This window comes from Camelimonas fluminis, assembly GCF_014656355.1.
Taxonomy (GTDB): Bacteria; Pseudomonadota; Alphaproteobacteria; order Rhizobiales; family Beijerinckiaceae; genus Camelimonas; species Camelimonas fluminis.
This window is the reverse complement of sequence record NZ_BNCG01000005.1, coordinates 73,808-90,752: the sequence shown is the minus strand read 5'-3', so window position 1 is coordinate 90,752 and position 16,945 is coordinate 73,808. Positions and strand designations below refer to the sequence as shown.

The 16,945-nt window shown below is 64.8% G+C and carries 12 protein-coding genes and 4 tRNA genes; 13 read left to right on the top strand and 3 right to left on the bottom strand.

The genetic code is table 11. From position 1 onward, the window contains the following. Nucleotides 1-66 precede the first annotated feature (66 nt). A complete protein-coding gene (locus IE243_RS08750; RefSeq protein ID WP_191318980.1) occupies nucleotides 67-1,599 on the top strand; it encodes an NAD(P)H-hydrate dehydratase in 1,533 nt (510 codons plus the stop codon). Nucleotides 1,600-1,923: 324 nt separating this feature from the next. Beyond that, entirely contained in the window at nucleotides 1,924-2,256 is a 333-nt protein-coding gene (locus tag IE243_RS08745) for a hypothetical protein (protein WP_191318979.1), read from the top strand. Between the two features lie 160 nt (nucleotides 2,257-2,416). Here IE243_RS08745 and IE243_RS08740 read toward each other — a convergent pair whose 3' ends face one another. Further along, entirely contained in the window at nucleotides 2,417-3,859 is a 1,443-nt protein-coding gene (locus tag IE243_RS08740) for a multicopper oxidase family protein (RefSeq protein WP_191318978.1), read from the bottom strand. Nucleotides 3,860-4,097: 238 nt separating this feature from the next. Here IE243_RS08740 and IE243_RS08735 point away from each other — a divergent pair. The 7 genes from IE243_RS08735 (at nucleotide 4,098) to IE243_RS08705 (ending at nucleotide 12,412) form a co-directional block, all read left to right on the top strand. Continuing rightward, nucleotides 4,098-4,182: transfer RNA gene (locus tag IE243_RS08735), tRNA-Leu, on the top strand. A gap of 63 nt (nucleotides 4,183-4,245) precedes the next feature. Next, the gene (gene tig, locus IE243_RS08730) at nucleotides 4,246-5,607 is read left to right on the top strand and encodes a trigger factor (RefSeq protein ID WP_191318977.1); all 1,362 of its coding nucleotides are present in this window, start codon (nucleotides 4,246-4,248) and stop codon (nucleotides 5,605-5,607) included. 507 nt (nucleotides 5,608-6,114) lie between these two features. Next, entirely contained in the window at nucleotides 6,115-6,738 is a 624-nt protein-coding gene (locus IE243_RS08725; RefSeq protein ID WP_191318976.1) for an ATP-dependent Clp protease proteolytic subunit, read from the top strand. A gap of 340 nt (nucleotides 6,739-7,078) precedes the next feature. Next, nucleotides 7,079-8,347: an ATP-dependent Clp protease ATP-binding subunit ClpX gene (gene clpX / locus IE243_RS08720; protein WP_191318975.1), complete on the top strand. Its 1,269-nt coding sequence runs from the start codon at nucleotides 7,079-7,081 to the stop codon at nucleotides 8,345-8,347. A gap of 333 nt (nucleotides 8,348-8,680) precedes the next feature. After that, nucleotides 8,681-11,107, top strand: coding sequence for an endopeptidase La (gene lon, locus IE243_RS08715; RefSeq protein WP_191318974.1), 2,427 nt, complete (start codon nucleotides 8,681-8,683; stop codon nucleotides 11,105-11,107). A 277-nt stretch (nucleotides 11,108-11,384) separates the two neighbouring features. Further along, nucleotides 11,385-11,663, top strand: coding sequence for an HU family DNA-binding protein (locus IE243_RS08710; protein ID WP_191318973.1), 279 nt, complete (start codon nucleotides 11,385-11,387; stop codon nucleotides 11,661-11,663). Between the two features lie 673 nt (nucleotides 11,664-12,336). Continuing rightward, a tRNA-Val gene (locus tag IE243_RS08705) sits at nucleotides 12,337-12,412 on the top strand. A 356-nt stretch (nucleotides 12,413-12,768) separates the two neighbouring features. Here the strand turns inward: IE243_RS08705 and IE243_RS08700 are convergent. Further along, nucleotides 12,769-12,845: transfer RNA gene (locus IE243_RS08700), tRNA-Asp, on the bottom strand. An 85-nt stretch (nucleotides 12,846-12,930) separates the two neighbouring features. Beyond that, a tRNA-Asp gene (locus IE243_RS08695) sits at nucleotides 12,931-13,007 on the bottom strand. A gap of 994 nt (nucleotides 13,008-14,001) precedes the next feature. On the opposite strand from IE243_RS08695, the gene IE243_RS08690 reads away from it, so the two are divergent. From IE243_RS08690 to IE243_RS08675, 4 genes are all read left to right on the top strand, one after another. Continuing rightward, on the top strand, nucleotides 14,002-14,367 hold the full coding sequence (locus IE243_RS08690) for an NADH-quinone oxidoreductase subunit A (RefSeq protein WP_191318972.1): 366 nt from the start codon (nucleotides 14,002-14,004) through the stop codon (nucleotides 14,365-14,367). Then, nucleotides 14,358-14,939, top strand: coding sequence for a NuoB/complex I 20 kDa subunit family protein (locus IE243_RS08685; protein WP_191318971.1), 582 nt, complete (start codon nucleotides 14,358-14,360; stop codon nucleotides 14,937-14,939). The genes IE243_RS08690 and IE243_RS08685 overlap by 10 nt, the downstream gene beginning before the upstream one ends. Before the next feature lie 101 nt (nucleotides 14,940-15,040). Then, nucleotides 15,041-15,706 carry an NADH-quinone oxidoreductase subunit C gene (locus IE243_RS08680; protein ID WP_244643005.1) on the top strand — a complete coding sequence of 222 codons (666 nt, stop codon included), beginning with the start codon at nucleotides 15,041-15,043 and terminating at the stop codon, nucleotides 15,704-15,706. Next, entirely contained in the window at nucleotides 15,703-16,893 is a 1,191-nt protein-coding gene (locus IE243_RS08675; RefSeq protein WP_191318969.1) for an NADH-quinone oxidoreductase subunit D, read from the top strand. The genes IE243_RS08680 and IE243_RS08675 overlap by 4 nt, the downstream gene beginning before the upstream one ends. The last annotated feature ends 52 nt before the right edge of the window (nucleotides 16,894-16,945 follow it).

The following is a 16,945-nucleotide window of genomic DNA, read 5'->3' as shown; positions in this document are numbered from 1 at the left end:
GAGGAGCGCGTTTGCGCAAGGCATGCCGATTATGATGCGGGCAGATTCGTAATCCAGGAGGCGGCAATGGCGGGCCAGTCAGGGGAGTATCTGCTGCGGGCGTCGTGGATGGCGGAAGCTGACAGGATCACCATCGCCAGCGGCGTTCCGGGATACGAGCTGATGCTTCGGGCTGGACGCGGCGTCGCGGCGGCGGCGCGGCGCATGGCTGCGCCCGGGGCCCGGATTCTGGTGATCTGCGGCGCTGGCAACAATGGCGGCGACGGCTATGTGGCGGCGCGGCTGTTGCAGGCGGAGGGGCGCGACGTCGACGTGATGGCCCCGCTGGGGCCGGCGACCACCGCCGACGCTGGCCAGGCGGCGGCCGACTGGGCCCATGCGCATGGCGCGGCTGTTGCCGTTGACGTTGACCTCGCCAGCTACGGGCTGGTGATCGACGCGTTGTTCGGCGCTGGCCTCAACCGGCCGCTGGAGGGCGTGGCGCTCGATCTGGCGCAGCGCATCAACGCCGCCGCCCTCCCGGTTCTTGCCGTTGACGTTCCAAGCGGGCTCAGCGCCGACAGCGGCCAGGTCCTGGGGGCGGCGATGGGGGCAAGCGTCAGTGCGACCGCCACCGTGACGTTCGCCGCCCGCAAGCCGGGGCATCTGTTATTGCCGGGCCGGGCGCTGTGCGGAGCGGTGACCTGCATCGATATTGGCATTGCGCCCGGGACCATCGCCAGCGTTGGCCGGGGAATGTTTTACAATTCACCCGATCTCTGGCTGACGCGCTTTCCGGCGCCATCGCTGGAGGCGCACAAGTACCGGCGCGGCCATGTGCTGTGCGGGTCCGGCGGACCGCTGTCGACGGGCGCCATCCGGCTCGCCGCCCGCAGCGCCCTGCGCGTCGGCGCCGGGCTGGCGACAATCGCGGCCGGGCCCGATGCATGCCGGGTGCACGCGGCGCATCTCACCGCCGTGATGATCCGCGAGGCGGAAGGCGCCGGCGATTTCGCCCGGCTGCTGGACGACGTCCGGTTCAATGCGGTGATCCTTGGCCCTGCCGGCGGCGTGGGGCCGGAACTGGCGGCGCGGGTGGAGGAGGCGATACTGCGCGGGCGGGCGCTGGTGATCGACGCTGACGCCATCAGCAGTTTCGCTGGCGCGCCAGAGCGGATGGCGGCGCTCATCGTGGCGGGCGGCGGCGCGCCGGTGGTGATGACGCCGCACGATGGCGAATTCGCCCGGTTGTTCGGCAAGGTGGCGGGGGTGATGGACGCTGGCGCGAAATATGAGCGGGCTCTGGCCGCGGCGCGCCTGGCCGGCGCCATTGTCGTGCTCAAGGGGGCCGATACGGTGATCGCCGCGCCGGATGGGCGGGTGGCCATCAACGACAACGCGCCGCCCTGGCTTGGCACCGCCGGCTCTGGCGATGTGCTCTCCGGGCTGGTGGGTGGTTTGCTGGCCCAGGGGATGCCGGGTTTCGAGGCTGCCGCGGCGGCGGTCTGGATTCATGGCGCTGCGGCGCGGACATTCGGGCCGGGACTGATTTCCGAGGATCTGCCGGAGCAGGTTCCAGCCGTCTTGCGGCGGCTGCTGCAACAGGAGCCCCTGGCGTAAAAGGCGGGATGTGCGTTTGCGCACATTGAAGTTCGCGCGCGTGCAGCGGGCGCCGCGATGTCGGGAAATGGGCGCGCGCCAGCGATTTCGCGGGCAATTGCGCCGGCCGCCTCCAGCGTTGCGCCGGCTGCATGACGCCAGGAAGCGACAGCCGGGCTGGTCGTGAGCGCAGTTTTCGCGTTATTCTGGCTTCACGTTGATTGGGTTGAACGCGGCGGTTGAGTTCCGCCGGCCGTGCTGGCGCGCCGGTAAAGTCTGGCGTTCGTTAGTCCGCAGCCATTCAGGATGGCGCCTTGCGGGCGGCGCGGAGTTCAGGAGCTGGATATGTCTATTCCCATGTATGTTCGCCGGCTGTCCGCTGTGACCGCTGCGGTTGGCGTGCTGGCGATCGCGCCGGTCGCATTCGCGCAGCAGGTCCCAGCCACTCCCGACTGGGAGGCGCCGGCTGATGTCAAACCCTCGCCAAAGGCCAGGGGCGGCGCAAAGGCCGCCAGCCGGTCCACGGGCGCCACAGGTGGGCTCAACGCTCCCATGCGCAAGATCGAGCGGGACGATATCGACATGACCGGCGTGGGCCGGGAAGTGCGCAACTTCGGTTCCGGCGTGCGGCCGATGATGAACAGCACCGGCGGCATGGGGGTCGGCGGCGGCTTCTGAGACGCTCTCCGGACAGAATTTATGGGGCGGCCTTTGCGCGAAGCAGCGCTGGCAAGGAGGTCCCCGGAACGATGCTTCTTCGAAAAGGCTGGCCGCGCGCTGGCCTTTTTTCTTGCGTGCGCGCCGGAATCTTGCGGGCGCGCCCGATTGGGGGAGGCGGTCAGGTTACCTCGAACCAGGTCGCCATGCCGCCATCAAGCCGCTCGGCGATGGATGAGCCGATGAGCCATTTGCCGGCTTCGCCAGCGACAAAGGCCACGCGCGACGTGTGGTTCGCGGGAACGGCGATGACGTCGAGCCAGTAGGGCTCCCAGCCATCATCCAGGTTGTGCAGCCGCCGCACGTGGTGCCCGTGAATGTGCAGCGTCTGCATCCAGGGCGTCGTATTCTTCAGCTCAAGCGTCACCGGACGGCCCGAGCGAACGCTGAACGCCGGCTTTTTCACGGCCTCGGGCCAGGAGACGCCGTTGATGGTCCAGATGCGCGCCGGGTCCGTGAAGCGCGCGGCGGTTTCTGGCGCGCCAGGCGAGGCTCCCCCGGCCATGACCAGGGCGGCGCGGATTGAATCCTGCAGCCGGATCGCCTCTGGCAAACCAGCGGCGGGCAAGGCGGCGACGGGCCCCGCGGCCATTGCCGGCGGCGCGTCTGTCGCCGTCACGACCAGCAATGGCGCGCCCGCATCGCCAAACCGCGCTTGCAGCGCGCCTTCAGCGCCCGCCTGCGCCGGCGCCGCGACGATCAGGTCGTAGCGCCCGCCTGGAAGCAGGGTCAGGCTGTCGCGGGCCGGCGTGAACAGGGCCGAAGGGCGGCCATCGACGCCAATGACTTGCACGTGGAGGCCGTTAAACTGCAGGGCGAACGTGCGCGCGTTGGCGGCGTTCAGCAGACGCAATCGCAGGCGCGAGCCCGGCGCGACGCTGACGCGCCCGGGTGGGGCGGCGGAATTCAGCGTCAGCCAGTTGCCAAGGCGCCCGGCGCCGGCGCGAGCGGCGACCGTGTCGAAATCCGGCCGGAGTTGGGCGTCATTGGTCAGCGCCCAGTCATCAAGCACCAGCAGAATGTCTTTCGCGACCGTTGGCGGCTCGGTTTCATCTACAATCACCGCGCCGTAAAGGCCGCTCCCGGTCTGGCGGCCGACAGCGCCGATGCGCATGGGCCGATACCAGGACAGGCCGGCGTGGCGCGTCGTGAAGCTGAGACGCCGTGTTTCTCCAGGCGCGATGGCGGGGCCGGTGAGGCCGGCGACGCCGTCGAGGGCGTTGGGCGCGCCTGCGCCTTGCCAGTGCAATGACAGCAGATCATCCAGACCGTTCGACAGTTCAAGGGAGAGAGTCTCGCCCTGGCGCACCCGCATTAGCGGGCCAGGAATCTGGCCATTGAAGGCAAGAGTCGCCGTCCCCGACGCCGGTTCCGGTTTCAGTCGCAGCTTGCCTGGGGCGGCGTGCAGGCGGATCCCCGCGTTTGCCGTCGCCTGCGCCTTTTCCCCTTCCTGGGCGCTGGCTGACGATGCGAGGCCGGGGAGCACCAGGAGCGTCGCCGCGAATCCCGCGCAAAACTGCCGGCGGCCTGGCGTCTGAAGGCGTGGGGAGAAAGCGTTGGACATCCTGCGGCCTGCCTGTGCTGGTTCGGAAACGCGAAACAAACGCATAATCTCAAAAAAGGGCGGGTTGCAGAACGCGGAGTGGTTCACAGGACGCTTTATGTGGATTAGAGATCGGGGCATCCGGCGTCAGGCTGTCCGCAGCCCGGCGGCAGGGTATTTTTTTGGTGCGTTATCCGCAACGCGTGATATAGAGCCGCGACCTCGGCCTGAGAGGGCGGCCTTTCATGGCGTGTCGCGGGCGGGCGTGGCGGAATTGGTAGACGCGCTGGATTTAGGTTCCAGTGACTAACCTCGTGGGGGTTCGAGTCCCTCCGCCCGCACCATGCGCTTTATAACCCAACAGGCCGGAATCCGATTCACGGGCGACAGGACAGCAGAGTTTCAACATGCAGGCGACCCAAACCAACTCCGAAGGACTGAAGCGCGAATTCAAGGTGGTCGTGCCCGCTTCCGAGCTCGAAACCCGGCTTGTCAACGAGCTGAACGAGCTGAAGGACAAGGTCCGCATCAACGGCTTCCGTCCGGGCAAGGTGCCGATGACGCACATGCGTCGCACCTACGGTCGCCAGGTCATGGTTGACATCGTGCAGAACGCCGTCAACGAGGCCAACCAGCAGATCGTTTCCGAGAACAACCTGCGTCTCGCCATGGAGCCGAAGGTCAATCTGCCGGAAGCTCGCGAGGATGTGGACGCGGTCATCGACGCGAAGGCCGACCTGTCCTACACCGTCGCGCTCGAAATTCTGCCGACCTTTGAAATTGCTGATGTTTCTGGCGTCGAGCTGGAGCGTGAGGTCGCCGAGGTGACCGACGCCGAGCTGGACGACGCGCTGACCCGCATGGCGAAGCAGAACCGCACCTTCACTGCTCGCGCCGAAGGCGAAGCTGCGCAGGATGGCGATCGCGTCACCATCAACTTCGTCGGCAAGATCGACGGCGAGGCTTTCCCGGGTGGTTCGGGCGATGGCGTGCCGGTCGAAATCGGCTCCGGCTCGTTCATTCCGGGCTTCGAAGAGCAGCTCGTTGGCGTCAAGGCCGGCGACGAGAAGGTCGTCACCGCGACGTTCCCCGAGGACTACCAGGCTGCGCATCTGGCCGGCAAGACGGCTGAGTTCGACGTCAAGGTCATCTCGATTGAAGCTGGCGGCGAAGCGCTGGTCAATGACGAACTGGGCAAGTCGTTCGGCATGGACGACCTGGAAGCCCTGCGCAACGCCCTGCGTGAGCGCATTGGCGTCGACTTCCAGGCGCAGTCGCGCCGCAAGGTGAAGCGCAAGCTGCTCGACGCGCTCGACAAGCTGTACAGCTTCGAGCTGCCGCCGACCCTGGTCCAGCAGGAGTTCGACGGCGTGTGGCAGGGCGTGACCGCTGAAATGGCGCAGGCCAGCCGCAGCTTCGAAGACGAAGGCACCACGGAAGAAGCCGCCCGTGAAGAGTACAAGGGCATCGCCGAGCGTCGCGTGCGTCTTGGTCTGGTGCTGGCGGAGATCGGCGACAAGGCCGAGATCAAGATCACCGAAGACGAACTGACCCGCGCGCTCGTCGATCGCGCCCGCCAGTTCCCCGGTCAGGAAAAGATGGTGTGGGACTTCTACCAGAAGAACCCCCAGGCGCTGGCCGAGCTGCGCGCCCCGATCTTCGAGGAGAAGGTGGTCGATCATCTGCTGGGTCAGGCCAAGGTTGTGGACAAGACCGTCAGCAAGGAAGAGCTCTTCAAGGAAGACGAGGAAGACGGCGACAAGGCCTGATTTCCCGTTGCGCGGCTGTGGCCGCGCCCTGATGTTGCGGCGGCCAGGGGTTCCCTGGCCGCTTTTTTGTTGCCGGGCCGGCCCGGCCGCTGTCGGGCCGGTCGCGATCGGGTCTTGCGGTGACGGCGACCAGCGCATAACTGCTGGGAACGCCCGCCGCAGGCCGTGGAAAGTTTTCCCATCCTGCGGTTTTGCGGGCGACCATATGAAAGTGACGACAGGGCTTGCCTCCGCCACAATGGCGAGGAAAAGTCACAATCCAGATTCTGGCGCCGGAGCGGGCGTGATTCCCGGCCAGCGTGTTTTTAACGCCAGACAGGTTGGTCTGGCGCAGTTCCGTTCGCGAAAGCGGTGACGGAGCCGCCATGGGGCAAAACCCGGACCAGCAGGTGCGGAGTGGCGTCTCACGGCCTTGCCCTGAGGCATTTTCTTTACGCGCGGCGTCCGCTCCGCCTGAAAATGCACCCGATAATGACCGCCGCCGCGCGGCCGCCTGGAGTGTGAGACATGAGAGATCCGTTGGACGTTTACGCCAACACGCTGGTGCCGATGGTTATCGAGACGTCCAACCGGGGAGAGCGGGCGTTTGATATCTATTCGCGCCTGCTGCGCGAACGGATCATCTTCCTGACCGGCCCGGTGGAGGACTATTCCGCCTCGCTGATCGTGGCGCAGCTGCTGTTCCTCGAGGCCGAGAATCCCAAGAAGGAAATCTCCTTCTACATCAACTCTCCTGGCGGCGTGGTGACGTCCGGCCTGTCGATCTATGACACCATGCAGTTCATCCGCTGCCCGGTGTCGACCCTCGTTGTTGGCCAGGCCGCCTCCATGGGCTCCCTGCTGATGGCGGCGGGCGAGAAGGGCCAGCGCTTCGCGCTGCCGAACGCCCGCATCATGGTGCATCAGCCCTCCGGCGGCTTCCAGGGCCAGGCGACGGATATCCTGATCCACGCCCGTGAGATCGAGGCGCTGAAGCGCCGCCTGAACGAGATTTACGTCACGCACACCGGCCAGTCGCTGGAAGCGATCGAGAATGCGCTGGAGCGCGACAATTTCATGACCGCCGACAAGGCGAAGGAATTCGGGCTGATCGACCAGGTTCTCGAGAAGCGCCCGGACCTGCCGGCCTGATCTGGCTGAAAGCGGAGTGGGGCGGGCGTCCGCGACAAACGGCCCCGCTCGCATTGACGGACGTCGTCCCCCATGTTTGGGTGACGTTTTATGTTCGCGTCGTGCGTCGGTGGGCGGCGACGTTAACCTGTTGTTACGGGTCAGGTTCGATCCTGATGCGCAGGCAGCGGATCGGGCGCCGGGAGCGCTGCGCCGGACCACGAGGTCTGACGTTTCTCCCGGAATTCGGACAGTCGCAGGCGCCGCGGCGGCCACGCCCCGGCGCGTCGCGCAACCTGATCCGGCAAGGATTTGACATGACCGCCGGCGTCATACCGGCCGGTCGCAGTGGAGACGGACCATGAGCAAGGCCACAGGCAGCGAAAGCAAGAGCACGCTTTACTGCTCTTTCTGCGGCAAAAGCCAGCATGAGGTCCGCAAGCTGATCGCAGGGCCGACGGTGTTCATCTGTGATGAATGCGTCGAACTGTGCATGGACATCATCCGCGAGGAATCGAAGTCGTCGCTGGTGAAGTCGCGCGACGGCGTGCCGACGCCGCGTGAGATCAGCAAGGTGCTGGAAGACTACGTGATCGGCCAGGAGCACGCGAAGAAGGTGCTCTCCGTCGCCGTGCACAATCACTACAAGCGGCTCAGCCATGCGCTGAAGAACAACGACGTTGAGCTGGCCAAGTCCAACATCCTGCTGGTCGGCCCGACAGGCTCGGGCAAGACGCTGCTGGCCCAGACCCTGGCGCGCATCCTTGACGTGCCGTTCACCATGGCCGACGCGACGACGCTGACCGAAGCAGGCTACGTGGGCGAGGATGTTGAGAACATCATCCTGAAGCTGCTGCAGGCCGCAGACTATAATGTCGAACGGGCCCAGCGCGGCATCGTCTACATCGATGAGATCGACAAGATTTCCCGCAAGTCGGACAATCCGTCGATTACCCGCGACGTGTCGGGCGAAGGCGTGCAGCAGGCGCTGCTGAAGATCATGGAGGGCACGGTCGCCAGCGTGCCGCCGCAGGGCGGTCGCAAGCATCCCCAGCAGGAGTTCCTGCAGGTGGACACGACCAACATCCTGTTCATCTGCGGCGGCGCCTTCGCGGGGCTGGAGCGCATCATCACCGCGCGCGGCAAGGGCACGTCGATTGGCTTTGGAGCCACTGTGCATGCGCCGGAAGATCGCCGCACCGGTGAGATTTTCCGTGAGGTGGAGCCTGAGGATCTGCTGAAGTTTGGCCTGATCCCCGAGTTCATCGGCCGTCTGCCGGTGATCGCCACCCTTGAGGATCTTGATGAGGTTGCGCTCAAGAAGATTCTCCAGGAGCCGAAGAACGCCCTGGTGCGCCAGTACCAGCGCCTGTTCGAGATGGAAAACGTCGAGCTGACCTTCCACGAGGACGCGCTGACGCTGATCGCGCGCAAGGCCATCGAGCGCAAGACCGGCGCCCGCGGCCTGCGCTCCATCCTGGAGGGCATTCTGCTCGAGACCATGTACGAACTGCCGGGGCTTGAAGGCGTCGAGCAGGTCGTTATTGGCCCCGAGGTGGTCGAGGGCAAGGCGCGGCCGCTGTTCATATACGCCGACCGGGCCGATACGAACGCGACCGCCTCGGCCTGAGGTTCAGATACGGATCATCCGGCATGGCAGGCGCCCGTTGGGCGCCTGTTCTGCGTCGGAAGGGTGGCTGGCGTGGCCATGGGCGGAAGGTCATGCGCGCCATGCAGACCTGATCCTCAAATCATCTGCGTTCCGGGGCTGTCACCGACTTGAAACAAAAGTCCCCCGGAACCACTTTCTGTTCATCGTCGTTGTCGCGCGCTCACCAGGAGGCGCGACGAGCGCTGTCTGCGGTGTATGCTCCCCTGGAGTTGAGCGCCGGAGGCAATCCGTCCGCTCCGCCTGCCGCTCCAAGGGGGAGGGCGGACGATAGTGAAAAAGGACAAGGGCCACATGACTACCATGAAGCCTCGCCAGCCTGCGGCTCCGGGAACCGTTTCGGACTATCCCGTTCTGCCCCTGCGCGACATTGTCGTGTTCCCGCACATGATCGTCCCGCTTTTCGTCGGGCGCGAGAAGTCAATCCGCGCTCTGGAGGAGGTGGTCAAGACTGACCGCCACATCCTGCTGGCCACGCAGATGAACGCCGCAGACGATGATCCGGAAACATCGGCCATCCACGAGATCGGCGCGATCGCCAGCGTGTTGCAGCTTCTGAAGCTGCCCGACGGCACCGTGAAGGTGCTGGTCGAAGGCGCCGGCCGCGCGCGCGTGCGTTCTTATCTGCGCACGGACGAGTTCTATGAAGCCACGGCCGAGGTGCTCGGCGACGAAGCCGGAGACAAGGTCGAGGCAGAGGCCCTGGCCCGCTCGGTCGTGACCGAATTCGAGAGCTATGTGAAGCTCAACAAGAAGGTCTCGCCGGAGGTGGTCGCCGCCGTCACGCAGATCGAGGACCCCTCGCGTCTGGCCGATACGGTCGCCTCGCACCTCGCTGTGAAGATCGCTGACAAGCAGGCGCTGCTCGAGACTGTCTCGATCCCGGCGCGGCTTGAGAAGATTCTCGGCATGATGGAGAGCGAGATTTCGGTTCTCCAGGTCGAGAAGCGCATCCGCACGCGCGTCAAGCGGCAGATGGAGAAGACCCAGCGCGAGTACTATCTGAATGAGCAGATGAAGGCCATTCAGAAGGAGCTTGGCGACGAGGACGGCCGCGACGAGCTGGCGGAACTGGAAGAGAAGATCAACCAGACCAAGCTTTCGCGCGAGGCCCGCGACAAGGCGATGGCCGAGCTGAAGAAGCTGCGGCAGATGTCGCCGATGTCGGCTGAAGCCACCGTCGTGCGCAACTATCTCGACTGGATGCTCGGCATTCCGTGGAACAAGCGTTCGCGGGTGAAGAAGGATCTGGGCGAGGCGCAGAAGGTGCTCGACGCCGATCACTTCGGCCTGGACAAGGTCAAGGATCGCATCGTCGAGTACCTGGCGGTGCAGCAGCGCGCCAACAAGCTGTCCGGGCCGATCCTGTGCCTTGTCGGCCCTCCGGGCGTCGGCAAGACCTCGCTCGGCAAGTCCATCGCCCGGGCTACGGGTCGCGAGTTCGTCCGCGTGTCGCTTGGCGGCGTGCGTGACGAGGCCGAGATCCGTGGTCACCGGCGGACCTATATCGGCTCCATGCCTGGCAAGATCATCCAGGCGATGCGGAAGGCGAAGACCTCCAATCCGCTCATCCTGCTCGATGAGATCGACAAGATGGGTCAGGATTATCGGGGCGATCCGTCCGCGGCGCTGCTCGAGGTGCTGGACCCTGAACAGAACAAGGCGTTCAACGACCACTATCTGGAAGTCGACTATGATCTTTCCAGCGTGATGTTCGTGACCACCGCCAACACGCTGAACATTCCGGGACCGCTGCTCGACCGTATGGAGACCATTCGGCTCGCCGGCTATACGGAAGAGGAAAAGACGGAGATCGCCCGTCGCCACCTGATCCCTGAGGCCCTGGTCAAGCACGGCCTGTCGGAGAAGGAGTGGACGATCACCGACGACGCCCTGCTGCTGCTGGTGCGGCGCTACACCCGTGAAGCGGGCGTGCGTAACCTGGAGCGCGAGGTTTCGAACCTGATCCGCAAGGCCGTGAAGGACATCGTTCTCGGCAAGTCGGAGACGGTCGAGGTGACGACGACCAGCCTGGAGCATTACCTCGGCGCGCCGAAGTATCGCTACGGCGAGATCGAGACGGAGGATCAGGTTGGCGTTGTGACGGGTCTGGCCTGGACCGAGGTGGGCGGCGAGTTGCTGACCATCGAGGGCGTCATGATGCCCGGCAAGGGCAAGATGACGGTGACGGGCAATCTGCGCGACGTCATGAAGGAGTCGATCTCGGCGGCCGCCTCGTATGTCCGGGCGCGGTCGGTGTCGATGGGCATCAAGCCGCCGCTGTTCGATGCGCGTGACATCCACGTGCACGTTCCGGAAGGCGCGACGCCCAAGGACGGTCCGTCCGCGGGCATCGCCATGGCGACAGCCATCGTTTCGGTGATGACCGGCGTGCCGGTCCGCAGGGACGTGGCCATGACTGGCGAGGTGACGCTGCGCGGCCGGGTTCTGCCGATCGGCGGCCTGAAGGAGAAGCTGCTGGCCGCCCTGCGCGGCGGCATCCGCACGGTTCTCATTCCGGAGGACAACGTCAAGGATCTGGCGGACATTCCGGATAGCGTGAAGAACGGGCTGGAAATCATCCCGGTGTCGCGCATGGACCAGGTGCTGGCGCATGCGCTGGTTCGCAAGCTGGAGGCGATCGAATGGACCGCTCCGGGCGATGAGCCAGTGACGCCTCCCAGGGTCGAAGGTGAGACGGGCGGTGTGATTGCCCACTGATCAGTAATCATCGAGAGAGGCCCCGGCGCGCCGCCGGGGCCTTTTTTCTTCACGAAACGGAAAAATTTGTTTTATTGCCGTGATTTCTCCCCGCCAGGGCCTTGCGCTTCGGGGCTTATCAGGCAAAACCAAAAGATGGGACGGTGAGACCCGTGGATTTTCACCGTAACACGAGCTGGGCTATGGGCCGGGTTTCTTGTAACCGACATGGCGGGCTGGAGTATTGAACCCGACGAATGCGCGCTGAGGAGCGTCATTCGCATCTGGAGGACGATTGATGAACAAAGGCGATCTTGTTGCTGCCGTCGCTGATCAGGCTGACCTGAGCCGCGCCCAGGCGGGCGAGGCCGTTGAGGCTGTATTCGCCGCCATCACGGACGCCCTCAAGAAGGGCGATGAGGTCAAGCTTGTTGGCTTCGGCACTTTCTCGGTGGCCGACCGCGCTGCCGGCACCGCGCGGAACCCGCGTACGGGCGAGACCATCAATGTTCCTGCTTCCAAGGCTCCGAAGTTCAAGGCTGGCCAGGGCCTCAAGGATTCCGTCAACGGGAAGTAAGGCCGTCAACCGGTGCTGACCTGCGCGATCGCCGCTGCCTGTTTGACGGGCGATCCCGGGGCGCCTGGATTACACATGTTCGGAGCCCGGATCGGAAGATCCGGGCTCTTTTCGCATCAGGGCGCCTCATAAGGAATTGCTCCGGGGTGTTTCATGGCGTTCGCGCCCCTGGCGGCGCCCGGAATGAGCCGTGGGGCTGGGGACGGAGCAGTTGCGTTGAGCAGGCCTTGCACCCGTGGCGCCGCAAGCGAGGGCCACAGGGAGCGTGACGGATGCGCCCCGCGCGCCGCGCGAGCGAATCGGAAACGGCGGGGCCGCGCTTCGGCGCGGCGCGTCGGGAGGTTCGCTAGCCAGCTATTGCGTAACGCTGGCAGGTTCCATGCGACCGGTCGGGGAGCGGTCCCGGTCGTGAGGCCAACAGACAGGCGCCACGACGTTGAAGGGGGCCGCAGTGGTGGCCAGGGCTTGTCAACAGGCGCTTGCATGCGCCTGCATCCGGGAGTGGTCAAACGACGGTTGGACTGGCGTTTGACGTCGCCATGCTGTAGAGCAGGCTCCAGTTGCTCCTGCGGTCTTGCGTCTGGCTCATTCGCCATCTCGCAGCGACGTCAACCGGCCAGGGCGGGGGCAGACGTTGGCCTGGATTTCGGTCAATCCGGATCCCGCCGCGTCAGGGCGGTTAGCTCAGTTGGTAGAGCATCTCGTTTACACCGAGAGGGTCGGCGGTTCGAGCCCGTCACCGCCCACCATGCATCAGGCCGCTCAGGCGATGCTGGCCTTGGTCGCCGTTCAACCAGATCATAAAGTGCACAACGCATGCAGCCGTCAGGCCTGCGCGCGCCTGAGCCCCGGCGGTTCCAGACAGTTTCGTCAGGGGCAATCGCGCATGCGCCGCGGCGACATCCTGCACGCCGCCGGTACAGGACGGGAACCCGGTCAATCAGTCTGAATTCTGACGCCAACCGGCGCTGCCCCTGACTTCAGCGGGTGGCCAGCTTTTAGCGGAAATCGTCGCGCAGCCGTAGCTGCTGGCTCTGCAGGCAAGCAGGGGGGCGCCAAATAAAAAAGCGCGGCCAAGCCGCGCTTCGTATCAACCGGTTCTGGGTGGCGAGAGTGACGGGACTCGAACCCGCGACCTCCGGCGTGACAGGCCGGCGCTCTAACCAACTGAGCTACACCCCCAAACCCGGGTATCTGGATCCGGAGAATAAACTCCACACCCAGTCACTGGCGCCAAACATTCAGCCAACCATCCTGAAAAGGAAAGTGGCGAGAGTGACGGGACTCGAACCCGCGACCTCCGGCGTGACAGGCCGGCGCTCTAACCAACTGAGCTACACCCCCGAACAGGCGTCTTGGCCGCCGGTGATGCGGGGTTTAAGGTTCGGCCCTTGCGGTGTCAAGCGAGCATCGATCCCAATGTGCGCCGGCTGCTGTGGATAGAAGGATGAATATGGGGCGCCCCATGTATTTACCGCCGGGATAGCTGTTTCGGGCGCCCATGACGCACAGACGGCCAGGGCCCGGTCTGGTCATCTGGAAACGTTTCGGATCCGGCCAGATGGGCCGTGAATCGACCTCGATCCAGATGTCCTGGGGGAGGGGCGATTTGTCCGCGCGGAGGAAGGGTTGCCTTCGCCATGGGGGCAGGGTGCTCGCGATGACAGCCAGTAGCGGAAGCGCCGTCTGACCGCGCTGGAGCCGCAGGGCGTCGCCAGCGCAAGTTGCGATGGCGGCCGCCAATGCCCCCGGCCGAGGAAGCGGCGTTTGGTTCAGGGGCAGGGTGAAGCGAGGCTGGTTCCCAGGTCTGTGAACATGGAAGGCAACGCGCGCTCTCCGTCGCAACCCCGGTCCGTTCTGACTGGCGCGACTCATGCGCGACCGCGCCGGACGACCCGGACGGGGTGGCCGGCGGGAAGGTGGGCATGCATGCGGCATTGGGCAGCGGCGCGTCAGGGGCAATGAGCAGCGCGCTGATCGCCGGCGCGCCAAACACGGGAGCCGCCGGATCGCGGAGGCCCGGTGCTCCGGGATAGGGGAACGCCCTGAGTTGCATGGGGTTGGGGCGATTCTCGCGGACCGTTCCCGGGACCGGGGTATTGCAGGGCGGCAAAACCTGTAGAAAGGTCGTGTTTATGTTGCATTTGCAACAATACGAACTTTTCAAGGCGAGGCTTGCACGGCTCAGGCCCCTGCGTTAAGCCTGCCCTCGCAGCTACGAACTGTTCCAAGGTGCGGGCCATCGGCGGCCCCCTTTCAGGGAGCGGATCGCAGCGGAATCTGCCGGGTGAAAGCGACGCGTGAGCGCCGCAGGCGGCCGCGAAGGATTGGGTGCAGAATGCACAGCTTGCTGAACGACTATCTTCCCCTCGTGGTGTTCATAGGCGTCTCACTGGTCATCGGACTTGCGCTTCTGGTGGCGCCGTTCCTGGTGGCGTTCCAGAACCCCGACCCGGAAAAGCTGTCGGCGTACGAGTGCGGCTTCAACGCGTTTGACGACGCCCGCATGAAGTTCGACATCCGCTTCTATCTCGTCGCCATTCTCTTCATCATCTTTGACCTTGAGGTCGCCTACCTGTTCCCCTGGGCCATCGGCTTCAAGGAAGTGGGTACGTTTGGCTTCTGGTCGATGATGACGTTTCTTGCGGTGCTGACGGTCGGTTTCGCCTATGAATGGCGCAAGGGAGCCCTCGAATGGGATTGATTGGCGACTCCACCCCGGCGATCGCGCCGGCTCCGCGTGGAATCATTGATCCGGCGACCGGAAAGCCGGTCGGCTCCAATGATCCATTCTTTTCCGGCATCAACGACGAGCTGGCTGACAAGGGCTTCCTTGTCACTTCGACCGACGAACTGATCCAGTGGGCCCGCACCGGCTCGCTGATGTGGATGACCTTCGGTCTGGCCTGTTGCGCCGTGGAGATGATGCAGGCGTCGATGCCGCGTTACGACGTCGAGCGTTTTGGCTTCGCGCCCCGCGCCAGCCCGCGCCAGTCGGACGTCATGATCGTTGCCGGCACCCTGTGCAACAAGATGGCCCCGGCGCTGCGCAAGGTCTATGACCAGATGCCGGAGCCGCGTTACGTCATTTCCATGGGGTCGTGCGCCAACGGCGGCGGCTATTATCACTATTCCTATTCTGTGGTGCGTGGCTGCGACCGGGTTGTGCCGGTTGATATCTATGTGCCGGGTTGCCCGCCGACGGCGGAGGCGCTTCTGTACGGCATCCTGCTGTTGCAGAAGAAAATCCGCCGCACGGGCACGATCGAGCGCTGAACTTACGACCACGGCCGGCGGCGGCGCCCCGGCCCGGCAACGCGGCGGGAGGCGGCTTTGGCCTCCGGTCGCAACCGGTTGCAGGTGTGATTGGACGGATGATGGCAGAGGCAAGCCTCAATCAGACAGTCGAGGGCCAGACGGGCGTCGATCCCGAGGCTCTCGGCGCGCGGGTTCTCCAGGTCGTCGGCGACGACGGCGTGGCGGCCCGGACGGCGTTCGGCGAACTGACGCTCGAAGTGGATTCTGGCCACATCGTCGACGTGGCGTTGAAGCTGCGTGACTCCGCCGATCTGCGCTTCGTTTGTCTGATTGACATATGTGGCGCCGACTATCCGGAGCGCGAGCGGCGCTTCGACGTGGTCTATCACCTGCTGTCGCCAACCCTGAACGCCCGCATCCGGCTGAAGGTGCAGACCGACGGACAGGCGCCGGTGCCGTCGCTGGTTGAGGTGTTTCCCGCCGCCAACTGGTATGAGCGCGAGACCTGGGACATGTACGGCGTGGTTTTCTCTGGCCATCCGGACCTGCGTCGTCTGCTGACCGACTATGGTTTCGAGGGGCATCCGCTGCGCAAGGATTTTCCGCTCACCGGTTTTGTTGAGGTTCGTTACGACGACGCGCAGAAGCGCGTGGTCTACGAACCGGTGGCCCTGCGCCAGGAGTTTCGCCGTTTCGACTTCCTGTCGCCATGGGAGGGCGTGGACTACGTCCTGCCGGGCGATGAGAAGGCTTCGGAGCAGAAGGGTTCGGGGAAAGCGTCATGAGCGAACACCAGCTCCGCAATTTTTCGATCAACTTCGGCCCGCAGCATCCGGCCGCGCACGGCGTGCTCCGCATGGTGCTGGAGCTTGACGGCGAGGTGGTCGAGCGCGTCGATCCGCATATCGGTCTGCTGCATCGCGGCACCGAAAAGCTGATCGAATACAAGACCTACGCCCAGGCGACCCCCTATTTCGACCGCCTCGATTACGTGGCGCCGATGAACCAGGAGCATGCCTTCGCCCTCGCGGTGGAGAAGCTGATGGGCATCGAGGTTCCCCGGCGCGGTCAGCTGATCCGGGTGCTCTACTCGGAAATTGGCCGTATCCTGTCGCATCTGCTCAACGTCACCACCTTCGCGATGGATGTTGGCGCGCTCACCCCGCCGTTGTGGGGGTTCGAGGAGCGCGAGAAGCTGATGATCTTCTACGAGCGGGCCTGTGGCGCGCGCATGCACGCCAACTATTTCCGCGTGGGCGGCGTGCACCAGGATCTGCCGCCGGATCTGATCGACGACATCGAGGCTTTCTGCGACCCGTTCCTGAAAACTGTTGACGATCTCAACCGTCTGGTCACCGGCAACCGTATTTTCAAGCAGCGCACTGTCGATATTTCGCCGACCACGCTGGATGAATGTTGGGCGCATGGCTTCTCCGGCGTGCTGGTGCGCGCCGCCGGCGCTGAGTGGGATCTGCGCAAGGCGCAGCCCTACGAGTGCTACGAAGAGATGGATTTCGACATTCCCGTCGGCAAGCACGGTGACTGCTTCGATCGCTACTGCGTGCGCATGGAAGAGATGGTCCAGTCCGTCCGCATCATGCGCCAGTGCATCGACAAGCTGCGTGCGCCGGACGGGCAGGGACCCGTGCTGACCCAGGACCACAAGGTGACGCCGCCAAAGCGCGGCGACATGAAGCGGTCGATGGAAGCGCTGATCCATCATTTCAAGCTGTACACCGAGGGTTATCACGTCCCGGCGGGCGAGGTGTACGCGGCGGTCGAGGCCCCCAAGGGCGAATTCGGCGTCTATCTCGTGGCGGATGGCGGCAACATGCCTTACCGCTGCAAGATCAGGGCTCCAGGCTTCGCCCATCTGGCGGCCATGGATCACCTGTCTCGCGGCTATATGCTGGCGGACGTCTCGGCGATCCTGGGGTCGATCGACATCGTGTTTGGCGAGGTGGACCGGTGACCGGCCCGCGTCCTGAAAGCCAGGTTGCTGGCGTCAGCAAGGGATTTGCGTA